General features: G+C 66.7%; 15 protein-coding genes. 7 read left to right on the plus strand and 8 right to left on the minus strand.

What is annotated here, in order from left to right:
* The first annotated feature begins 29 nt into the window (after positions 1 to 29).
* Together OG453_RS27605 and OG453_RS27610 are read left to right on the plus strand one after the other, a co-directional pair.
* Positions 30 to 368: a WXG100 family type VII secretion target gene (locus OG453_RS27605; protein ID WP_266871214.1), complete on the plus strand. Its 339-nt coding sequence runs from the start codon at positions 30 to 32 to the stop codon at positions 366 to 368.
* A 56-nt stretch (positions 369 to 424) separates the two neighbouring features.
* Positions 425 to 727 carry a WXG100 family type VII secretion target gene (locus OG453_RS27610; protein ID WP_266871215.1) on the plus strand — a complete coding sequence of 101 codons (303 nt, stop codon included), beginning with the start codon at positions 425 to 427 and terminating at the stop codon, positions 725 to 727.
* 94 nt (positions 728 to 821) lie between these two features.
* Here the strand turns inward: OG453_RS27610 and OG453_RS27615 are convergent, their stop codons facing one another.
* Positions 822 to 1,007 carry a DUF397 domain-containing protein gene (locus OG453_RS27615; protein ID WP_266871216.1) on the minus strand — a complete coding sequence of 62 codons (186 nt, stop codon included), beginning with the start codon at positions 1,005 to 1,007 and terminating at the stop codon, positions 822 to 824.
* Between the two features lie 11 nt (positions 1,008 to 1,018).
* Positions 1,019 to 1,870 carry a helix-turn-helix transcriptional regulator gene (locus OG453_RS27620; RefSeq protein WP_266871217.1) on the minus strand — a complete coding sequence of 284 codons (852 nt, stop codon included), beginning with the start codon at positions 1,868 to 1,870 and terminating at the stop codon, positions 1,019 to 1,021.
* A gap of 159 nt (positions 1,871 to 2,029) precedes the next feature.
* Between OG453_RS27620 and OG453_RS27625 the strand changes: the two genes are divergently transcribed.
* A complete protein-coding gene (locus OG453_RS27625) occupies positions 2,030 to 2,503 on the plus strand; it encodes an ATP-binding protein (RefSeq protein ID WP_266871218.1) in 474 nt (157 codons plus the stop codon).
* Positions 2,504 to 2,742: 239 nt separating this feature from the next.
* Here the strand turns inward: OG453_RS27625 and OG453_RS27630 are convergent, their stop codons facing one another.
* The 6 genes from OG453_RS27630 to eccCa form a co-directional block, all read right to left on the minus strand.
* A complete protein-coding gene (locus OG453_RS27630) occupies positions 2,743 to 3,051 on the minus strand; it encodes a DUF397 domain-containing protein (protein ID WP_266871219.1) in 309 nt (102 codons plus the stop codon).
* A gap of 618 nt (positions 3,052 to 3,669) precedes the next feature.
* Positions 3,670 to 4,008: a hypothetical protein gene (locus OG453_RS27635; protein ID WP_266871220.1), complete on the minus strand. Its 339-nt coding sequence runs from the start codon at positions 4,006 to 4,008 to the stop codon at positions 3,670 to 3,672.
* Positions 4,009 to 4,997: 989 nt separating this feature from the next.
* Entirely contained in the window at positions 4,998 to 9,767 is a 4,770-nt protein-coding gene (locus OG453_RS27640; RefSeq protein ID WP_266871222.1) for a putative T7SS-secreted protein, read from the minus strand.
* Positions 9,767 to 10,420: a hypothetical protein gene (locus OG453_RS27645; protein ID WP_266871223.1), complete on the minus strand. Its 654-nt coding sequence runs from the start codon at positions 10,418 to 10,420 to the stop codon at positions 9,767 to 9,769. Before OG453_RS27645 ends, OG453_RS27640 begins: the two co-directional genes overlap by 1 nt.
* Positions 10,417 to 10,902, minus strand: coding sequence for a hypothetical protein (locus OG453_RS27650; RefSeq protein WP_266871224.1), 486 nt, complete (start codon positions 10,900 to 10,902; stop codon positions 10,417 to 10,419). Before OG453_RS27650 ends, OG453_RS27645 begins: the two co-directional genes overlap by 4 nt.
* Positions 10,903 to 10,941: 39 nt before the next feature.
* Positions 10,942 to 14,919 carry a type VII secretion protein EccCa gene (gene eccCa / locus OG453_RS27655; RefSeq protein WP_266871225.1) on the minus strand — a complete coding sequence of 1,326 codons (3,978 nt, stop codon included), beginning with the start codon at positions 14,917 to 14,919 and terminating at the stop codon, positions 10,942 to 10,944.
* Between the two features lie 354 nt (positions 14,920 to 15,273).
* Between eccCa and eccD the strand changes: the two genes are divergently transcribed.
* The 4 genes from eccD to OG453_RS27675 all read left to right on the plus strand — a co-directional run bounded on the left by eccD (position 15,274) and on the right by OG453_RS27675 (position 21,325).
* Positions 15,274 to 16,800 carry a type VII secretion integral membrane protein EccD gene (gene eccD, locus OG453_RS27660; RefSeq protein WP_266871226.1) on the plus strand — a complete coding sequence of 509 codons (1,527 nt, stop codon included), beginning with the start codon at positions 15,274 to 15,276 and terminating at the stop codon, positions 16,798 to 16,800.
* A gap of 218 nt (positions 16,801 to 17,018) precedes the next feature.
* The gene (rpsO, locus tag OG453_RS27665) at positions 17,019 to 17,306 is read left to right on the plus strand and encodes a 30S ribosomal protein S15 (protein WP_007385095.1); all 288 of its coding nucleotides are present in this window, start codon (positions 17,019 to 17,021) and stop codon (positions 17,304 to 17,306) included.
* Positions 17,307 to 17,732: 426 nt separating this feature from the next.
* On the plus strand, positions 17,733 to 19,949 hold the full coding sequence (locus OG453_RS27670; RefSeq protein WP_266871227.1) for a polyribonucleotide nucleotidyltransferase: 2,217 nt from the start codon (positions 17,733 to 17,735) through the stop codon (positions 19,947 to 19,949).
* Positions 19,946 to 21,325: a pitrilysin family protein gene (locus OG453_RS27675; RefSeq protein WP_266871229.1), complete on the plus strand. Its 1,380-nt coding sequence runs from the start codon at positions 19,946 to 19,948 to the stop codon at positions 21,323 to 21,325. The genes OG453_RS27670 and OG453_RS27675 overlap by 4 nt, the downstream gene beginning before the upstream one ends.
* Positions 21,326 to 21,328: the final 3 nt, after the last annotated feature.

Consider the following 21,328-nt stretch of genomic DNA (forward strand, 5'->3'; position numbering starts at 1 on the left):
CAGCATAGGTTCACGAAGGGAGCCCAGCCGTGGCTGACGGCCAGAAGTTGAACAACGAGCAAGTGGCGCTGCTGAAGAAAGAGATCGTGGGAAAGTACGAATCGGTCCAGCAGCAGCTCAAGCGCCTCCAGGGCACCCTCGACACGATGGAGGTGAACTGGCGAGGCGTCGGCGCTCATGCATTCGACAAGAAGCAGACTGAGCTCAACGAGCGCATGCAGGCGATCGGGCGAATCCTGGTGGACTTCCTGGAAGGCATCAGCGGCAACGAGAAGCTCACGGACGGACTCGAGGACCAGGTCCGGTCGACGATGGACAGCATCGACGTGCAGTACGGCGGCAAGCACTCGGCCATCAACAGCTACTGAAGCACTGAATCCCGCGGAGGGCGAGTCCCCCGCAACCGCAGAGAGACGGGGTAGGCATGGCGAACGTTCACTACGGCGAGATGGCGGTAAAGTACGGCGGCCTTGACGCCATCACTACCGAACTCGGCAACCAGGCAAAGCAGTTGGAAGCCGACCTCGCGGACATCAAGCGGGCGGTGGCGAAGGTGGCCGAGGGCTGGGAGGGCAAGGCCCACGAGGCGTACGTCCTGAAGCAGAAGGAGTGGGACAACAACGTCGAGGCCATCCACCGGGCTCTCGTCGAAATCGGCCAGAAGGTCGGCCAGGCCGGCGGTGACTACCGGGGTGGTGACCTGAAGGGCGCCAGCTACTTCCAGTGAGCCTGAGAAGTAGCGCAGAACGTTGGGGTGGGCACGCGCGGGAGGTGCCCACCTCGTTCTGTTGCGGTGGGGCCGTCTCCCGGGACGGGTTCCCCTAGTACGACGACTGTGCCAGCGCCCCGGTGAACCGCCTCCACGCCTCGTGCCCCACCGTCGCCCACGGCCGCTCCACGTCCTTGGAGTCACGGACGACGACGAGATGTCCGTTCCTGGCCACCTCGACGCAGTTGTTGCCGGAGGCCTCGGAGTACGTCGACTTCAGCCACTTCAACTCAGGCAAAACGGGTCCTCTTATAGATCTCTGGCGATTTCGAGGATGACGTCCCTCGACTGCTTGGGATTCAACGCCAGTTGTTCGACCGCGTCCAGGCGTCTGCGGAAGTTGGCCAGTTGTGTGGGGGAGTCGAAGAAGACCGCTCCAGTCGGCGCGTCCACCTGCACAGTGTCCAGGTGTGGGCTGTCGGCCGCCGCGTACAGTACGGAGTCGCCGGCCATCGGGAACCCGCCGACGCTGAACGGGATGACCAGGAGCGTCACGTTCTCGCGCTCGCTCTCTTCCAGGAGGCGGTTGAGTTGGGCCTTGGCGACGTGGGCGCCGCCGATCTGCATGCGTAGTGCCGCTTCGTGAATCAGGCCCTCGTAGTCCACTGCCGGATCTTTGGTGATTACGGTGTGGCGACTTAGGCGTTGGGCGATGCGGAGTTCGACCTCTAGGCGTGGGAGCGCCGGGATGAACAGGTCGAAGAGGGCGCGGGCGTGGTCCTCGACCTGGAACATGCCAGGGAGGTGGGCTGTCTGGAGGGTGCGGAGCGACGTGGCGTGGTGCTCCAGTTCGGCCACGTCGAGGAAGTCGGGCGGTACCTTGCCGCGGTACTCGTCCCACCAGCCAGAACATCTCCCGCCCGTCATGGCGGCCAAGGCATCGACCAGGGTTGGGTCGTCACACTCGTAGATGCTGGCCAGCCGACGCAGGCGCTGTTCGCTGATGCCGAAGCGCCCGGCTTCCGTGTTGGAGATGGTCGTGCGGTCAGTGCCGAGAAGTTCGGCGGCTCGTGGGGCAGGCAGCCCTGCGGCCTCTCGCAGCCGTCTGAGCTCGGCGCCGAAGCGTCGTTGCCGGATGGTCGGTGCCTGCCGTGGTGCCATGTGCCCTCTCCTCGCTCGCGCTCAGTGTGCCCATCGACCGTTCACGCGTCTACGAGATACGTAAATTCAACTCGTTAAAGTGAAAGTGGTCTCACGGGTTGGAAGTCGAGGTCTATGGTGTGACGCAGGCCACCGCCAACTCCCCTCCAGAGGTGAACTATGGACGCACCGGCCCCGCACACCGGCACCCCCACCCCCTTCGACGCCACCCCCACCCGCGTCGGCTGGGACGCCTCCGTCCTCGACCCGCTCCGTCCCGTCGCTGAAGCCCGCCACCGCGCCCGCGTGTGGGTTCAACAGCGTTGGCAGCTCCTGGAGTTGGCCGACTCGGTCGAGCTGGCCGTCGCGGAGCTGTGCACGAATGCCGTACGTCATGGGGGCGGGCTCGCGGGACTTGAGCTGATTCTGGGAGCGTCCCGGCAGTACGCCCCGCCCGTGCTGCGCGTGCTCGTCATGGACCATCGGCCGGACCAGATCCCCGAGTTGGCAGGGGACGGTAATCCGCTTAGTGAGCAGGGGCGCGGGCTTCATCTGGTCGACGCGCTTTCGCGCCGGTGGGGCTGGCACAGTACCGGTTTCGACGAGAAGCAGGTCTGGTGCACCTTCGCCATCGCGTCAGCGTCTGTTCCCTAGGAGCTCCACGGGGCGACCGTGGCGTCACGGCCGCCCCGTGATCTGACCCAGGGATGTGAGTCGGAGGGTGCCCAGGACGACGTGTGCCACGGGCGCCGTCATCTCCGCCGTATCAGCCAGCTGCGAACGCCGAATCGGTGCCGCCGCCGGCCCCGACGGCACGTCTTCCCCCTCCGAATCATGCGCGGAATCCTCACGCGCACTGATCGCGGACGGCAATATCACCGGGCCGGTGTGCCCTACTCCGCCGAAACCCCACCATTCCGAGGCGAAGGCTCCAGGTCGAACTCTCCGTCCCGTGCGCCCAGTACAAAAGCGCGCCACTCCGCCTCCGTATACCGCAGCACCGTCTCCGGCTCCAGGGATGACCGCATCGCCACGGCGCCCTCGGGCAGGTACGCGATCTCGACGCGCTCCTCGTGCGCCTCGGTGCCCGGCGCGCTGTGCCACTCGACGTCGGAGATGTCGAGGGCGTAGAGCTCGTCCTTCTCCCGCTCCTTGCGCGCCTTGACGCCCTGCTCCGACTCCTGGTCCCCTGCCTCGGCCATGATGACTCGGCCCCTTCCTGACGTGCCAACGAACGGTTGGCTCAGCCTACTTGGAGCCCTGCAACGCTCGCTCCACAATGGCGTGGCCTGTGCGCCGCGTGCTTGGCTTGATGCCGTTCCCCCTCCCAGGCTGTCAAGGATGTGTGAGACCAGAGAAAGCCGATACGGCCTCAGACAGCTCTTCTTGTCGGTAGCCGGTTCGGAGGAATATTTCGCGGGGGCTCATTGCCGAAGTGGTAGTGAATTTCAGCAAGGTTAGCCAGACAGTGCTGGTGTGCTCTGCAAGGTTGACGCTAATGATTCCCCTCGAATTGACGTCTGTAACGACGGGATCATCAGAGGATTTAAGGTCTCGATCGACGGTGAAGTGTACCGTCGTTACTCGGTCGACGAAAAGTCGCACTTTCGTCACTGTGTCAATCAGAATGGAGACATCTGAAGAAGTGCATCCGAGTTCTCGCAGCTGTATTTCTGGCAGCTCGAGCGCTTGGTGTGCGATCTGAAATAGTGCTTTGAATGAATCTCGACTCAGTGACGCTTCACGAATGACGTATGTGCGGAAGGGGGCAATCAAGCGGTCGAGTGCGTCGTCGTAGATGTAGCGGTCCCGCCCTTCGTCTATCGTGAGAACATTCGCATCCAGTAGAGGATTTTTGCTAGGTAAGGGTCGGTGAGAAACATCTGGTACCCGCCCCCTTCCAGCTTCACGCTGACCATGTTGAGCGTGTCTCCGGAGTAACTTTCGAGGAAGGACACAAGCGCTGCGGTTTCCGTCTGTAGGGGGGATCCATCCGCGGTTCTCGCAAGTCTGCGACGGTACGTGTGGATCAGGCTGTTCCGTGAGACCTCTCCGGTTTCAATGGAGACAATGTTTTGCATCGCGCCAAGGAGATCCCGAGGACACCTGTCCTCGCCCGCTGCTGCGGTGATGAGCTCCCTCAATCTGTGCTGATCCATCGCCCTCCGTTAACGCTGACTTCCGCACCTCCTCCGGGGCCTCGGATCAAGGCTTCTCCCTCGTCGTAAGGGAACGAAACCTTAGCTCTCGCTCCTTGCGGGCCTTGACGTCCCCGTGCGGTGCCTCGACGCTCTTGCCCTGTGGCTCGGCCATGGTCGGGCGGCCCCTTTCTGACGTGCGAATGACTGTCCGTTCACCCTGCTTGGGGACGATGACCGCGCTCCGAAACGGGCCGGTTCGCACTGCCGCGACTTGCTTGCGTGCCTGGGCCTGAGGCTGGCCCGGAGCCGTTGGAGCACCATGTGACGCACGAGCCAACCTGAGCACGTGGGGTTAATTCGTTCCTGGCAGCGGCCCAAAATGGGAAGGGTCAGCCGGACCGCCCTCTTCCTCATGCCATTCGCAGTGAGTTGCGTAGACGTACGAATCTCCTGAATTGAGGAAATAGATGCGGCCATGTGTAGGGGGTTTGAGTGTTGGGATCAGTGACTGGGCCTCGGTGAATGATGCCTCACTGATGGACAAGTAGTCCATCCTGGGCATCAGATGCATCATTTCGATATTGGAGAACAGGACATCGATTCTAGTGTTCGCTCCGTCGATGTTTATGCTGCGTAGGAGTAGCTGCGAATAGCTGACGGTGTATTGCCATACGCGAAATGGTCGCGGCCATTCTGTTATCGGCTGCATTTTGACTCAGTCGTCGAACGAGGCGATGATTACTCCCTTGCTAAGTGCCGACGCTCCCTCTCCGGACAGGGCAACTTTTGCGCCGTGTGGTGGGTCGAAGAAATCCACGCGTCGACCATAGCGGTCAATCCAGTTCAGCACGACGTGGTGGGAGTTTGATGCAGCTATGTCGGCCGCGGATTCAACACCGAAGATCTGCCCGGTGCGTGCGGTGCCTCCTACGCATCGAACTATGCAAGTGGCTTCCGATGGTCCTCTGCTTTCGACAGAAACAATCTGAAGTCTGCTGTTCTCAAAATCAGCCATGTTTGTAGGCCTCCGAAACGAAACGGGACACTTGTTCCTTTGTAAGTTTAGGGATGTCCCATTCTAGGGCATCGCTGATTCCCTCATAGCTGTTGATCTTCGGTACGTGTATATCCATGCCGGCAAGAATGTCCCGCGCGGCATCTGCCGGCAGCTGAATGCTGGCGCGGCTTGCCAGTTCGGATGCGGGAAGCCCCACTGCTACCTCTGCTTCAGCCCGAATGTATCCCGGTGCAGTAGGAACTCCGTCGATTGCACTGTGTGGGATTAGTTGGACTACGGCATCCCCAAATTTTTCTGAGTGCCTGGCGAAGGCCGTGGCCACGCCTGGATCTGTGGATGTGGGAGTGAAGCCGACATCCTGAGCCCCGCTGCTGGCGTTGAAGTCCCGCGTAGTGCCCCGGAACAGATGCTCTTCGTCAGGGCACCCGGTAGGTGCCAGCCCCAGGGGGTCGATGGCGGAAGTCGGGTTCTGGACGTAGCTATTGGGATTGAGAGCCGGTGCGAGGCCGAGTGGGTCGGCGGTGAGATACCGCCCGATTTCTGGATCGTAGTGCCGGAAATAGTTGTAGTGCAGGCCTGTCTCCGCGTCGAAGTATTGGCCTGGGAAGCGGAGGGGGGTGTATGTCGTGCTGCCGGTCGCCCACGTGGTGGTGCCCCACAGGGTGGTGCGGGTACGCCAGGCTATTTCCCCCGTTTCGTCGAGCAGCTCGGTGGGAGTGCCGACAAGATCGGTCACGATGGCGAAGAAGCGGGCGTCTATCTCGTCCTGGGGCGCATCCGTTGCCGTGATGCGCTCGGTCTGCATGATCGGGCGGAGACCCCGGTAGTCCCAGGTGAGGGTGACTGGGTTCGACAACTCCGTTGATCTAGTGGTCTGTTCGCACAGCGTCGTGCCGTCCCAGGTGAAATCGACCCGCTCCACGACCGTCTCGCCGTCAGACGCCAGGCGCAGCTTCGCCGTACGCCGGCCCAGCGGGTCATTGGCGTAGCGCCATCGCGTGCCGTCAGGCGTGAGCACCGACGTCAGGCGGTCCTCCGCATCCCACGTGTAGCGCCACGTATCCGGCTTGCGGGACAGGCGGGTCTTCTGGCGGAGGGTGATGCGGCCGAGTTCATCGTGCTCGTAGCGGACGCCACCCGCTCGCGTGATCCGCGTGCCGACGTACGCCCGCGACCCCGTCGCCTCCTGCCCCGGATGCTCGGCAGGCCAGGCCGCCTCCGTCTGGTTGCCCGCCGCGTCGTAGGCGTACGTCTCCGTCCAGTTCGCCGCGTGGACCGCCGTCACCCGGCCCGCCGCGTCCAGGTCGAAGCGGCGGTCGCCGGAGAGCTGGTCGTCGATGGCTATGAGGTTGCCGTCGGCGCGGTAGGTGTAGGCGCGATGCTGGATAGATCGGCCGCTGGTGGTGGTGGTGACCGATTGGCCCGTGAGGCGACCGAGCTCGTCGAAGGTGTGGTCCAGCGTGATGGATTCACCGATGTGGCGGGCGAGTTCGCGGCCTGCCGCGTCGTAGGAGAAGTCGATGGTCCGGCCGGACGTGACCAGTTGGGTACGGCGTCCCGCTTCGTCGTACGTCCACGAGCTGGTGGCACCCGAGGGTGTCGTGCGACCAGTGCGGCGGCCCAGTTCGTCGTATGTGTACGTGACCTTGCGGTCGTTGACCGTCTCGGATCTGAGCCTGCCGTAGCGGTCGCGCAGCAGAACCAGCGTGGTGCCAGGGCCCGTCGCCTGGGCTAGCTGGTCGGTCAGGTCGTGGACGAACGTGGTGACCTGGCCGTCTGCGTCCTTGCGTGTGACCTGGCCGAGTGCGTTGCGCTCGAAGGAGATGGTCTGTCCGACGGCGTTCGTGCGGGACGTCAGCTGTCCGGCGCTGTCGTGAACGTACGTGAGCGTGCGGTCGTCGAAGTCTGTTTCCGATATCAGGCGGCCGGCCGGGTCGTATGCGTAAGTCCACGTCAGACCCTGCGGGTTGGCCACCTCGGTGAGGCGCAGCTCGTGGTCGTGGGCGAACTCGTAGCGCACACCGTCCGGGCCCGTGCGGGCGGACAGCGTGTCGAAGTAGGTGTACTCGTAGCGGGACACGGCACCCATCGCGTCGGTGTGCGTGGTGCAGTTGCCCTCACCGTCGTACGTCCATGACTCGACGGCTCCGTCCGCCGACGTACGCCGTGCCAGCTGCCCCTCGACGGTCCATTCGAGGCGTGTCGTGGCGCCCATCGCGTCCGTGATCGTGACGGGTCTGCCGAAGGCATCACGCTCGTAGCGGGTCACTGAGCCCAACGGGTCGGTGATCTCGAGGGGGAGCCCGGCCCGGTCGCACCGGACCGTTGTCACGTTGCCCAGTGGGTCGGTGACCGCGGTGTGGTGGCCTGCTTCGTCGTACGTGAAGTGCGTGGTCTGGCCCGAAGGGCTGGTCACCGCCGTGCGGTTGCCGCGCTCGTCGTAGGTCTGGCGCCAGATCGTGCCGTCCGGATTCACCACCTTCAAAGGCAGCCCGAGTTCGTTGTACTCGGAACTCGCCTCGCGTCCGTCCGGGCGTACGGCGGTGAGCAGGTTGCCTGCCGTGTCGTAGCTGAGGGACGTGGTGCGGCCCAATGGGTCGGTGCGGGAGAGCAGCCGGTTGTAGTGGTCGCGTTCGTAGCGGGTGACCGCGCCGAGCGGGTTGATGTCGGCGACCACCTGCCAGGCGTCATTGATCAGGAAGCGACGGGTGTGGCCCTCGCCGGTGGTGGTCGTCGTGACCCTGAGCCCGGTCTCGGGGTCCGTCGTGTCATAGGTGAGGCGCAGGCTCATATGGCCTTCGGAGCCGCCCTCGGCGACGCACCTGTCCTGGTCGTCGTACGTGTACGTGTAGCTGCGGTCGTTGGTGTCCGTCCACGAAGTGACCCGGCCCGAGCCGTCGTACGTGAAGCGGAGCGGCATGCCGGAGGAGTTGAGGACCTCGGTCAGGTGGCCGTCGGCATACCGGTAGCGGACCAGCTCCTGATCCGTGCCGTCGGCGGCCGCACCCGCCAGGTGGAGGGCGGTGACGCGACCGTTTTCAGTGGTGAGTTTCAGGTGGTAGCCGCCGCTGTGCGCCAAGGAGCGTGGTGCGCCTTCGGCGTCGTACTCGAACGTCAGCCAGTTGCCGTTGCGGTCGTCGATCTGCTCCAGGACCGCCAAGTCGTCGCCGCGGTCGGCGAAGTGCCACTTCCGCAACGTGGACGGATCGGTGATCGTGTAGCCGTCTTCCTCGCGGTCCAGCGGCCAGCGCGGACCGTGGCTCGGCAGGGTCGGCAGGCCGGGCGCTGGGTGAGGGTAGGCGAGCAGCAAGCCGTCCTCGGTGACGAAGACGACGCCCTCGACGTCGATTTCGAGGCGCTGGTCGATCGTCGACGACCAAGAGGGGCCAAACCAGTGCCCCAGCCGGTAGCCGGACTCCACCCTGCGCTTGAAGACCAGAGGCAGGGCACCGGGCAGTGCCACGTCCGTCTGGGGCAGATACATCTTGCCGGTCGCGAGGTCGATCGGGTCGGTTCCGCGGCTCTCAACCCCCTCACGGCGTGAAGGCCCCGCGGGATCCTCGCCGACAGCCTCACGCGCTCCCCGCCGTGCGCCCGACTCCGCTGCGTCTCTCGCGGCGCCCTTCACTCCTTGCTCGACACCGGCCCGGGCCGCTCCGCGTGCGAAACCGGCGCCCTTGGCGCCGGCCAGCTCCGGCAGCATCCTGCCCCCGAACTCGGCGGGGTCCTTCTTGAAGTTCTCGTATGCGTCTTTCGCCGCCCGGTCGGGGTGCGTCGCCGTGGACGCGAGCCCGGCCAGGGTCATGTTCACGTTCTGCATATAGGCGGCAGGGTGCGTGATGTTGTACGGATCGATCGGGGCCAGGCCGCGTACGAAATTGATCAGCCCTCCCGTCCCCTTCAGCGCGCCGCCCACGGTGTGCTGGACTTCCGTGTTGATCGTCTTGAGGCCGTCGAGGGAATTGGACTGCAGCCGGTCCAGCGGCGGCGGTTCGGCGGGAGCATGCGCCAGAGCGGCCTTGACCATGGACTCCGCCGACTGGCCCGCCTCGTTGCGCTGACGACGGGCCTCGGCGAGGATCTCGCGGGCCAGTTCGAGGTCGGCCTTGCCCGGGTCCTTGAACGGCTCGGGCCGAGGGCCCGGATCCTTGTGGGCCTTGATCGCGGCGTTATACGCATCGGCTCGTTTGTTGTACGCCTCGACTGCTGACTCGGATGCCTGCCGACTCTTCTTGTACAAGTCGATCGCGTCCTGCGCCCGGCCTTGTGCCCACTTGACCGTTTCCGCGTACTTCTCCAGGGCCTCACCGGCGCTTCCGCAGGCGTCCGCCGCGTGTAGCCACTTGACCGGGTGCATGGCGAACCTCTCCCGGAAGGTGGCGGCTGCCTCGCCCTTCCAGTGGGAGGAGTCCAGCCTGCGCATGCCCTGGCCGACCTTGTCGAAGGCCTTGCGGAAGTCCTTCAGGTGTTTCGCGCTCTTCCGGATCGTCCCGGGGTTGCCGTGGACGAGTTCATTGGCCTGCTCGGTCTCGCCGAGCTGCCGTTCGTCGACCTCCGCGCCCAGAGAGGAGGCGACGCCGCCACCGACAGCGTGAACCATTTCCGCGGCACGGTCCGCACCGATGTGATCGAGACCGTCAGCGAGTTTGTCGGAGCCCCATTCGACGCCTTCACCGACAGCCTTCTTCGTCGTGTCCCAGCCGTCCTCCAGCTTTCCCAGACCTGAGTTGACGACATCACCGAGACCACCGAACCCCATCAGCCCGCGTCTCCGCCCTGCTGCGTCCCTTGCTGGGCCTCAGCCTGTGCACGCTCCTCGGGCGAGGGGCCGAAGCCCTCGTCCAGCAGGGCTTCGTACTGCTCGTCGTTCATACCGGCGGCTCGTTGGGAGGCCTCAGGTCCGAGCAAGGTCGAGGTCAGCGCATCCCGGCCGGCGTCCTGGTATCCCTGCTTGATGTTCTCCCCCGCCTTCTCGAACGATTCCTTGCTGTAGTCCGGGTCGGCCAAGGCATGGTTCTCGGCCAGTTCGCCCCAGCCCATCTGGGTGACCTCGTCCTCGGTCGCGTACGGGTTGCCGCTCACGGAGTTCGCCAAGACCTTGAAGGACCCGCCCACGTACTGCTCGGTCTCGTGCATCGTCCCGGCTGTGAGGCCCACTCCCTGTGCGAAGTCGTTCCCTTCCTTGAACAGGGCCCGCACCCCCCACTCCCATCGCTCGCAGAACGAGTTGAAGGTGGACGTCAGGCCGCCGTGCCCCAGCTCAAGGCCCGTCAAAGCGATGTCCTCAAAGCCGCGACCAGCGCTGGCCGCACCGATCGGTCCGAGCTCTTTGAGCTCTTCCAGGGTCAGGTTGATCCCCTGGGCGATCAGGTCCAGGCCGCCTGTCGCCAGATCAGACGCGTCGTCACTCACTGTCCGTCCTCCCCGTGTTCGTCGGCGTCGACCGCCACCGCGTCAGGGACGATCCCCCGCACCGGCGGGAGCAGCACCTCGTCGCCTTCGCTTCCCACGTCCAGGGCCACGCCGCATGGCACGCCCAGCGCCGGGATCAGCCCGTCCAAGAGGCGAGCGCCCAGAAGTCGTTGGTACTCCCAGTGGCGGGCCGCGTCCCCGCGCATGACCGCGAACCGTGCCAGCGCTTCCTCGTTCGAGAAGGCGTAGAGCCATCTGATGCCGTTGAAGTCCGCGGTGAGTGGAGACGCGTCCCCACCTAGCGGCAACAGGACGGCGGAGCGCCGGAACTCACCGAGCAGGACGGCGAATTCCCGGCGAATTCGCGTGCTGTCGTCCTGTACATCGGGTACGGCAGCCGCAGGCACGGTCATGTCGGCCAGGTCCGCGAGGCGGGACCGTCGGCCGGGTCCCGGTCGTGTCCTTTCCTCGTAATCGATCATGCTCGAAATCCTCGCATGGTCTGGATCACGCAGTGCAACTCAGAACTCCCCAGCCACCAACCCGGTCTGCACCAACGGCTTCCCCTGCCTCCTGGAGACAAAGGTCCCCCGCCCCACCGGCATCGGCCGAGGCCGCACCCCACCCAGAATGTCGCCCTCGCCCGGATCCCCGGCGAGCACCACACCCTGCGCGCCCAGCTCCTTCATTCGCTGCATGAAGGGTTCGTACGACGCCCGCCCCGCGCCCGCCGTCGACCGAGCGATGATGAAGCGGACACCCACGTCGCGGGCGAAGGGGAGCAGTTCGGTGAGCTGGCCCAGTGGGTTGCCGCTGGAAGTGGACACCAGGTCGTAGTCGTCGACGATCACGTACACTGTCGGACCCCGCCACCAACTGCGCTCCCGGAGCTGCTGAGCGGTGACGTCGGCCGTCGGCGTACGGCGTTGCATCAGGTCGGCCAGGGCCGTCATGTGGTGGTCCATGGCGTTGGACATGGGGATGTACTCCGCCAGGTGCGAGGTCGGGGTCACGTCGAGGAGGGAGCGGCGGTTGTCGACCACGAAGAGTTTGCAGTCGTCGCCGCTGTAGCGCTCCGTGAGGCGGGTGATCAGCAGCCGCAGCAGGTTCGACTTGCCCGACTCGCTCTCGCCGAAGACGAGGAAGAACGGGTCCTGCTCGAAGTCCACGAAGACCGGTTCGAGGTTGGCCTCGTCGAGGGCGAAGGACACACCCCGCTTCGGGAAGACGTTGCCCGGCGGGAGCTGTTCGGAGGGCAGCTCCCTCGGCAGCAGGCGGACTTCCGGTGCGCCCGGCTCCGTCCAGTGGCGGGACACCTCGGCGGTCAGGGTGGACGTGGCCTCAGCGAGGTCCGTGTCGGACGACAAGCCGTCGATGCGCGGGACAGCAGCCATGAAGTGCTGCTTCTGCGGGGACTGGCCACGGCCCGGCACCCCGGCCGGGACGTTGGCCGCCACCTTGCGGTCGATCTCGGAGTCCATCGTGTCGCCGAGTCGCAGTTCGAGACGGTTCATGAGGTGATCCTTGAGGTTCGCGCGGACCTCCATCGACCTCGATGCGGTGAGGACCAGGTGGACGCCGTAGCCCAGGCCGCGCGCCGCGATGTCCAGGACCGCCGGCTCCAACCCCTCGTATTCCGAGCGGAAGTTGCCCCACCCGTCGATGATCAGGAAAACGTCGCCCCACGGCTGGTCGGCCACCGTGATGTCACCGCGAGCCCTGCGCGCCCGGAAGTCGGCGATCGACGGGATGCCGGACGTCCGGAAGTACTCCTCGCGGCGGGTCATCACGCCGTACACCTCGGCGACCGTGCGCCGCACCCGCTCGGGGTCGAGACGCGAGGCGACCCCACCGACGTGGGGGAGCCCGGCCACGGACGCCATGCCGCCGCCGCCGAAGTCCAGCCCATAGAGCTGCACTTCGTACGGAGTGTGGGTGAGGGCGAAGGATGCCATCAGCGAGCGCAGCAGCGTCGACTTTCCGGACTGCGGTCCACCGACGATCTGCATGTGGCCGGCCGCGCCCGAGAAATCGCACCACAGTGCGTCACGGCGCTGCTCGTACGGCTTGTCGACCAGGCCGAGCGGGACGACGAGCCGCCCCGCTCCCTCGTAACCGGGTTGTGTGAGCCCACGCCCCGGCACGGCCGAGAGCCCCGGAAGGAGCGAGTCCAGGGACGGTGGACTGTCCAGCGGCGGCAGCCACACCTGATGGGCCGCCGGGCCCTGAGCCTCCAGACGGCGCACGATGACGTCGAGAACGGTGTCGGCCAGCGCGTCGTCCGGGTCCGTCGCCGACTGTGTGCGCGGCTCCGGAACCGCCGGCGCGGCGGCATAGCGGACGGGGACCTCAGCCGCCGTGAACAGCACCGGACGGCGATCGACGGGCAGTGGGCCGCCCAGCGCCGCGGCCTGCGCGGAGCCCGAGCGGTACACCCCGGATACATACGCCGCCTTGAAGCGCACCATCTCGTCCGTGCCGAACTTCAGGTAGCCGGAGCCGGGGACGTTCGGCAGCTGGTACGCGTCCGGCACACCGAGCGCTGCCCGCGACTCCGCGGCAGAGAACGTGCGCAGACCGACCCGGTAGGAGAGATAGGTCTCCAGGCCACGCAGTCGCCCCTCCTCCAGGCGCTGCGAAGCCAGCAGCAGATGCACGCCGAGCGAGCGGCCGATACGGCCGATCTGCACGAACATCTCGATGAAGTCCGGCTTGGAGGTGAGCAGTTCACTGAACTCGTCGATGACCAGGACGAGGGACGGGATCGGCTGGAGCGGGGCGCCGGCCGCGCGGGCCTTCTCGTAGTCGTGGATGTTCGCGTAGTTGCCCGCGTCGCGCAGCAGCTCCTGGCGCCGGTTGAGCTCGCCGCGGATGGAATCGCCCATGCGGTCGACCAGCGTCAGGTCGTCCGCCAGGTTGGTGATCACGGCGGCGACATGCGGCATCTGCGCCATGCCCGCGAAGGTCGCACCGCCCTTGAAGTCGGCAAGGACGAAGTTCAGGCTCTCGGAGGAGTGGGTGACGGCGAGCCCCAGGACCAGAGTTCGCAGCAGCTCCGACTTGCCGGAACCCGTGGCTCCCACGCACAGCCCGTGCGGGCCCATGCCCTCCTGTGCCGCTTCTTTGAGGTCCAGCATCACGGGACGGCCGTCTTCGCCGACACCGATCGGCACACGCAACCGCTCCGCCTGAGCGCGTGGGCGCCATGTCCGGGCGGTGTCGACCGAGTTCGCGTCACCCAGGCTCAGCAGGTCGGTGAACTCGAGATTGGCCAGGAGCGGTTCGTCGTCGTCCCCGCCCGATGCCACCCGCAGTGGGGCCAGCTGTCGGGCCAGCGCCTCGGCGCCTTCGTAGGAGAGGAGGTCGGGCGTGCCCTCGTACACCATGCCGTGTCCGGATTCGATGCGCAGCGACCTCGGTTGCACGACGACGGACAACCCGCCGCGTCCGCTGCTCAGTTCTCCTGGGACAACCTCCACGACCGTCACGCCTTGCAGCCCTTCGGAGGAGGCGAGGACCGACATGGGAGGCAGCGACAGACCATCGAGTACGACGACGATGTGGGGCTCGTCCGGCACATGAGCCCCGCCGGGGTGGAACCGGGGGCGTCCCTGCAGCCGGGTGGAGAGCATGGCCTCGAGCTCCACCGGGTCGCCGGTGATCATTCGCCGACTGCCCGCACCGTCCGCGGCGCCCTGCGTCTGGCAGTGCGGGAGCCACTTGGACCACTCCCACTCCGGAGCGGCCGTCTGCCCCGCCGCAACCGCGATCATCAGGTCCTGGGGGGAGTGCAGCGAAGCGAGAGAGCAGGTCAGCGCGCGGGCGGCTGCCCGAACCGTGCCGGGGTCACCGCTGACCGTCACGTGGTAAAAGGCCCGCAGGGACACCGCCATCGGCAGGTCCTCCAGCGTGCTGTGGGTAGCGAGGAAGCGCTGCATCGCGCCCGCGGTGAGCGGCTCCAGCTCGTCCACCGCAGCGGTCTGCGGCGGGACAAGCGGCGTGGCGAGCGCCTGCGGGCCGAGCCCGACCCGCACCTGCCCGAAGTCCTCGTCCCCTGTCCGGCGTTCCCAGACCCGGCTGCCTTCGGCAACCAGGGCCCACAGCTGCTCGGGAGACGGGTGGAGGTAGTACTGCGCGTCGCGCTGGGCCTTCGCGGTGTCCAGAGCTTGCCGCCGGGTCTGCTTGAGGTACCGGAGGTAGTCGCGACGCATGTCGGCCAACTGGCCCTGCGTCCCCCGGCGGTAGCGGATCAACATCGCGACGGACATGGCCACCGTCGACGCGACCATCACCATGCCCATGATCTTCATGAACGGATGCGAACTCGGCATGAAGAAGAACACCACGGAGCCGCCCATGCCCAGCATGGGTAGGAGCTGCATCATCGCGCCCTCTTGCTGCCCACGCGGCAGCTCGGGCGGCGGCTGCAGCATGACCTCTTCGGTGGGCACCTGGGACGGCAGAGCCCGAGGTGGGCGCTTCACGACGATGTGGCTCACTACGCACCAATTCCCCTACAGGGCCGATGTGTTCCGTCCGCCGCCCCGTTTCAGGCGGACGCAGGCCGCTGTGTGATCCTACTGATACAGGTGGTGACCGGTCGGCGGTAGGGTGCCGAATGTGCGCGTGAGCACTTGCTAATCCGGCCGAAGAGGGTTCGGGCAACTGGCCGATGAATCGGGGCATTTAGCGGCATGTGGTGAGGGCCGCCCCCAAGAACCAGCCAGCCGGGGCTGATTGCGCCGCGACGCACCGTGCGATGCGGCACAGTCGGCGGACACGCCGAGCGCACGACAGCAGCACCACTGATGACACCGCCATCAGGACCACCAGCACCGAGGGGGAGCAGCAAGGTGAGCATGACGGCCTCCGCGACGGCCACCGGATCGGGCCGACCCGGCCAGGGAACCCCTTCGGGACCCCCGTCCGGGACCGGCACGGGATTCGGCTTCTGCCGGGTCACCATCGTCGCGCCCGACAGCCGGATCGACGTGGCGCTGCCCGACGACATCCCGGTCGCCGACATCTATCCGGAGATCCTGCGTCTCTCCCGGCAGAGCCCCGCCGAAGGCGCCCCCGTCGGCTACCACCTCGTACGCCGTGACGGCGCCGTGCTCGACAGCGCCCGCTCCTTCGCGGCGCAGCGCATCCTCGACGGTGAACTCCTCACCCTGCGTCCGTTCTCGGAATCGCTGCCGCCCGCCGTCTTCGACGATGTGTCCGAGGCCGTCGCCTCCGCGGTGATGCGGGATCGCACGCTGTGGAACGGCGACCTGACGCGGGCGGCGGGGCTCATCGGCGGCGCTGTCCTGCCCGCCCTCATCGCCTTCGTGGCCTGGACGGCAGAGCCCCGCCACGACATGCACAGCCTTCCGGGCATCCTTGCCGCCGTCGCGGGTCTGCTGCTGCTCACCCTCGCCTGCGTACGTGCGCGGATCTACGACGACCGGGCCTCGGCCGTTGCACTCGGCCTCGGCGCTCTGCCGAACGTAGCTGTGGCCGGCTCCGGGTTGCTGCCCCTGACCGAGGGCCAGGGCATCGGCAGGCTCCAGTTCCTGCTTGCCTGCACAGCCGTGCTCATCGCCTCGGTGATCCTCACTCTGGTGTCGCCGCGCGGGGACGGCCCGTTCGTCGCCTTCGTCTTCGCCTCCGCCGTCGGCCTGCTCACGGTGTTCATCGCGACGCTCAGCAACCTGGACCCGATCGAAACCGCGGCGCTCTGCGCCCCGCTGGCTGTGGGGGCTCTGGCCTTCCTGCCGGGTCTTTCCATGCGGTTCGCCCGGCTCCCCATCGGTTTCGAGTCCCCGCACGCCGCGCGCAGCGAGTACGGCGCGGAGCCCGAGCCGCAGCAACCGATCGACGCCGAACGCATCGCCGCCCAGGCCCGCCGCGGTCACGAACTGCTGGTCGGCCTGGTGGGCGGCTGCTCCCTGGTGTCCATCGGGGCCGCGGCGGTACTCGGCTTCTCCGACGACGTATGGGGGCAGCTGCTTGCCTTCGCCACCGGCGTCGCGATGCTGATGCGCGCCCAGCTCTTCCGCTACACCGCCCAGGTAGCCGCCACGCTGGCCGCAGGCCTGGGGGCACTGGTGCTGCTCGGACTCGGCCTCTGCCTCAACCCGCCGCGCGAGCTGATGCGTGACGCCCTGCTCGGCGACAGTGCGGCTCTCAATGTCCGTACACTCTGGCTGATTGCGGCGATCGCGGCCGCTTCCGCACTGGTGACCGCCGTAGGACTGATCACATCGCGCCGGAGAGTCACTCCCTTCTGGGGCCGCTTCACGGAGATCGCCGAGGGCTTCGTCCTGCTGACGCTGGTCCCGCTGGCCCTGGCCGTCTTCGATGTCTACGCGACGGCTCGGGCGATGACCGGTAGGTGAACCCACCCCCGGGTCAGCCCCCGCACGTCGGCTGGTACCCTGTGTAACGGCCGTATGTGTACGCGCCCCCGGACCCCCTCGATCAAGAGTCTGACCAAGACCCTGACCGAGGACCTGGAGGCAGCGCCCAGCGGACCTCGCCTCCCGAGTAACGGAAGCTCCCCTGAGACTTAGACCAGGGGCACTCGGTGGCCACGTAAAGACTACGAGGAGTAAGCGTGTCGCTCGACGCCGCTACGAAGAAGCAGATCATGACCGAGTTCGGCCAGAAGGAGGGCGACACCGGCTCCCCCGAGGTCCAGGTCGCCATGCTCTCCCGCCGCATCTCGGACCTGACCGAGCACCTCAAGACCCACAAGCACGACCACCACTCCCGTCGTGGTCTGCTGATCCTGGTCGGTCAGCGCCGCCGTCTGCTGCAGTACCTGGCCAAGAAGGACATCCAGCGCTTCCGTGCGCTGGTGGACCGTCTGGGCATCCGTCGCGGTGCGGCGGGCGCGAAGTAAGACATCGTGAAGGGAGCGGTTCCCCACGCAAGAGGGGGCCGCTCCCTTTGCTGTATGCAAGCGTGCCGTACGTGATGTACGCATGCTCTACGTGCGAAGTGTCACCGGCCCTTTGTAGTCTGGTCGCACAACGTCATACGCACACCCATACCGGACTGGGCAGAATCGGACTGCACGGTTCAAAGACGTAACGGCGTCGCACGGAGCGACGAGACGACGTCACACGAACGAGGAGAAGCGCACCTCGAGGAACGCCGCCGCCGGTCCTCGGTAGTGGCCCCCGGGGTACAGCGAAAACTCGATCATCGAGCAATCGCGTACCGCCCGGGTGCTTCGATCGAAGACCGGCCCGCACCAGAAGGGCGCTTCTCCGCCACCGTCCCCGTGCCACACGGGCCAAGGGACGAAGACGAGGAGAAAACGCTAGTGGAGAACGAGACCCACTACGCCGAGGCTGTTATCGACAACGGCACTTTCGGCACCCGCACCATCCGCTTCGAGACGGGCCGCCTGGCCAAGCAGGCCGCCGGCTCCGCCGTTGCGTACCTGGACGACGACACCATGGTGCTGTCGGCCACCACCGCTTCCAAGCGGCCCAAGGACCAGCTCGACTTCTTCCCCCTCACGGTGGACGTCGAGGAGCGGCAGTACGCCGCCGGCAAGATCCCCGGTTCGTTCTTCCGTCGTGAGGGTCGCCCCTCCGAGGACGCGATCCTGACCTGCCGCCTGATCGACCGCCCGCTGCGTCCTTCCTTCAAGAAGGGCCTGCGCAACGAGATCCAGATCGTCGAGACGATCATGGCGCTCAACCCCGACCACCTGTACGACGTGGTCGCGATCAACGCCGCCTCCTGCTCCACGCAGCTGGCCGGCCTGCCCTTCTCCGGCCCGATCGGCGGCACCCGTGTCGCGCTGATCAAGGGCCAGTGGGTCGCGTTCCCGACGCACACCGAGCTCGAGGACGCCGTCTTCGACATGGTCGTCGCCGGTCGCGTCCTCGAGGACGGCGACGTCGCGATCATGATGGTCGAGGCCGAGGCCACCGAGAAGACCATCGAGCTCGTCAAGGGCGGCGCCGAGGCGCCGACCGAAGAGGTCGTGGCCGCCGGTCTCGAGGCCGCGAAGCCCTTCATCAAGGTCCTGTGCAAGGCCCAGTCGGACCTCGCCGCCAAGGCCGCCAAGCCCACCGGCGAGTTCCCGGTCTTCCTGGACTACGAGGACGACGTCCTGGAGGCGCTCACCGCCGCCGTGAAGTCGGAGCTCTCCCAGGCGCTGACCATCGCCGGCAAGCAGGAGCGCGAGGCCGAGCTGGACCGCATCAAGGAGATCGCCGCCGAGAAGCTGCTCCCGCAGTTCGAGGGCCGCGAGAAGGAGATCTCCGGTGCCTACCGCGCGCTGACCAAGAAGCTGGTCCGCGAGCGCGTCATCAAGGACAAGGTCCGCATCGACGGCCGTGGCGTCACGGACATCCGTACGCTCGCCGCCGAGGTCGAGGCCATCCCGCGCGTGCACGGTTCGGCGCTGTTCGAGCGTGGCGAGACCCAGATCCTGGGCGTCACCACCCTCAACATGCTCCGCATGGAGCAGCAGCTCGACACCCTTTCCCCGGTGACGCGCAAGCGCTACATGCACAACTACAACTTCCCGCCCTACTCGGTCGGCGAGACGGGCCGTGTCGGTTCGCCCAAGCGCCGCGAGATCGGCCACGGCGCGCTCGCCGAGCGCGCGATCGTGCCGGTCCTGCCGTCGCGCGAGGAGTTCCCGTACGCGATCCGTCAGGTCTCCGAGGCCCTCGGGTCGAATGGCTCGACGTCCATGGGTTCGGTCTGTGCCTCCACGATGTCGCTGCTGAACGCCGGTGTCCCGCTGAAGGCCGCCGTCGCCGGTATCGCCATGGGTCTGATCTCCCAGGAGATCGACGGCCAGACGCACTACGTGGCCCTCACCGACATCCTCGGTGCGGAGGACGCGTTCGGTGACATGGACTTCAAGGTCGCCGGTACGAAGCAGTTCGTCACCGCGCTGCAGCTCGACACCAAGCTCGACGGCATCCCCGCCTCGGTCCTGGCCGCCGCGCTGAAGCAGGCCCGTGACGCGCGTCTGCACATCCTCGACGTGATGAACGAGGCGATCGACGTTCCGGACGAGATGTCCCCGAACGCGCCGCGCATCATCACCGTCAAGATCCCGGTGGACAAGATCGGTGAGGTCATCGGCCCGAAGGGCAAGATGATCAACCAGATCCAGGAGGACACCGGCGCCGACATCACGATCGAGGACGACGGCACCATCTACATCGGTGCCGCCGACGGACCGGCCGCCGAGGCCGCCCGCGCCACGATCAACGGCATCGCCAACCCGACCATGCCGGAGGTCGGCGAGCGCTACCTGGGCACGGTCGTCAAGACGACCACCTTCGGTGCGTTCGTGTCCCTGCTCCCGGGCAAGGACGGTCTGCTGCACATCTCGCAGATCCGCAAGCTCGCCGGCGGCAAGCGCGTGGAGAACGTCGAGGACGTCCTCGGTGTGGGCCATAAGGTCCAGGTCGAGATCGCCGAGATCGACTCCCGCGGCAAGCTCTCCCTCATCCCCGTCATCGAGGGCGAAGAGGGCGACGACCAGAAGGACGACACCGACAAGTGACGTCGCGTAGCACCACGACGACGGCCCGCCCCTCTTCGGAGGGGCGGGCCGTCGCCCGTACCCAAACCCTCCTCAAGGGCAAGGACGGCATCGGCACGGTCCGCCGTACGACGCTTCCGGGCGGCCTCCGCGTCGTCACCGAGACCCTGCCATCCGTACGCTCGGCGACCTTCGGGATCTGGGCGAACGTCGGCTCCCGCGACGAGACGCCGTCCCTGAACGGCGCCACGCACTACTTGGAGCACCTGCTCTTCAAGGGCACCAAGAAGCGCAGCGCGCTCGACATCTCGGCCGCGCTCGACGCGGTCGGCGGCGAGATGAACGCCTTCACGGCGAAGGAGTACACGTGCTACTACGCGCGCGTGCTCGACACCGACCTGCCGCTGGCCATCGACGTCGTCTGCGACATGCTGACGGGCTCCCTGATCCTCCAGGAGGACGTCGACGCCGAGCGCGGCGTCATCCTCGAAGAGATCGCGATGACCGAGGACGACCCGGGCGACTGTGTGCACGACCTGTTCGCGCACACGATGCTCGGCGACACCCCCCTCGGCCGCCCGGTCCTCGGCACCGAGGAGACGATCAACGCCCTCACTGCCGACCGGATCCGCCGCTTCTACAAGAAGCACTACGACCCCACGCGTCTGGTGGTCGCCGCCGCGGGCAACGTCGACCACAACAAGGTCGTACGCCAGGTCCGCGCCGCCTTCGACAAGGCGGGCGCCCTCCACCGCACCGACGCGACGCCGGTCATCCCGCGCCAGGGCTCCCGCGCGCTGCGCACGGCGGGCCGCGTCGAGGTCATCAACCGCAAGACCGAGCAGGCCCACGTCATCCTCGGCATGCCGGGCCTGGCCCGCACCGACGAGCGCCGCTGGGCCCTCGGGGTCCTGAACACCGCGCTCGGCGGCGGCATGTCGTCCCGCCTCTTCCAGGAGGTCAGGGAGAAGCGCGGCCTTGCGTACAGCGTGTACTCGTACACGTCGGGCTTCGCCGACACCGGCCTCTTCGGCGTGTACGCGGGCTGCCGCCCGAGCCAGGTGCACGACGTACTGAAGATCTGCCGCGACGAACTCGACCAGGTCGCCCAGAACGGCCTGAGCGACGACGAGATCGGCCGCGCGATCGGCCAGCTCGCGGGCTCCACCGTCCTCGGTCTCGAGGACACCGGCGCGCTGATGAACCGCATCGGCAAGAGCGAGCTGTGCTGGGGCGAGCAGATGTCGGTCGACGACATGCTGGCCAAGATCGCGGCGGTCACCCCGGACGAGGTCCGTGAGGTCGCCCGCGACGTCCTGGGCCACCGCCCGTCGCTGTCGGCCATCGGCCCGCTGAAGGACAAGCAGGCCGCCCGCCTGCACGAAGCGGTCTCCTAACCC

This window comes from Streptomyces sp. NBC_01381 (assembly GCF_026340305.1).
Taxonomy (GTDB): domain Bacteria; phylum Actinomycetota; class Actinomycetes; order Streptomycetales; family Streptomycetaceae; genus Streptomyces.

Bases quoted from the DNA above. Each gene is read 5' to 3' on its own strand.
- OG453_RS27610 (WP_266871215.1), top strand. From the start codon at position 425: ATGGCGAACGTTCACTACGGCGAGATGGCGGTAAAGTACGGCGGCCTT.
- OG453_RS27620 (WP_266871217.1), bottom strand. From the start codon at position 1,870: ATGGCACCACGGCAGGCACCGACCATCCGGCAACGACGCTTCGGCGCC.
- OG453_RS27625 (WP_266871218.1), top strand. From the start codon at position 2,030: ATGGACGCACCGGCCCCGCACACCGGCACCCCCACCCCCTTCGACGCC.
- OG453_RS27630 (WP_266871219.1), bottom strand. From the start codon at position 3,051: ATGGCCGAGGCAGGGGACCAGGAGTCGGAGCAGGGCGTCAAGGCGCGC.
- OG453_RS27635 (WP_266871220.1), bottom strand. From the start codon at position 4,008: ATGGATCAGCACAGATTGAGGGAGCTCATCACCGCAGCAGCGGGCGAG.
- OG453_RS27640 (WP_266871222.1), bottom strand. From the start codon at position 9,767: ATGGGGTTCGGTGGTCTCGGTGATGTCGTCAACTCAGGTCTGGGAAAG.
- OG453_RS27650 (WP_266871224.1), bottom strand. From the start codon at position 10,902: ATGATCGATTACGAGGAAAGGACACGACCGGGACCCGGCCGACGGTCC.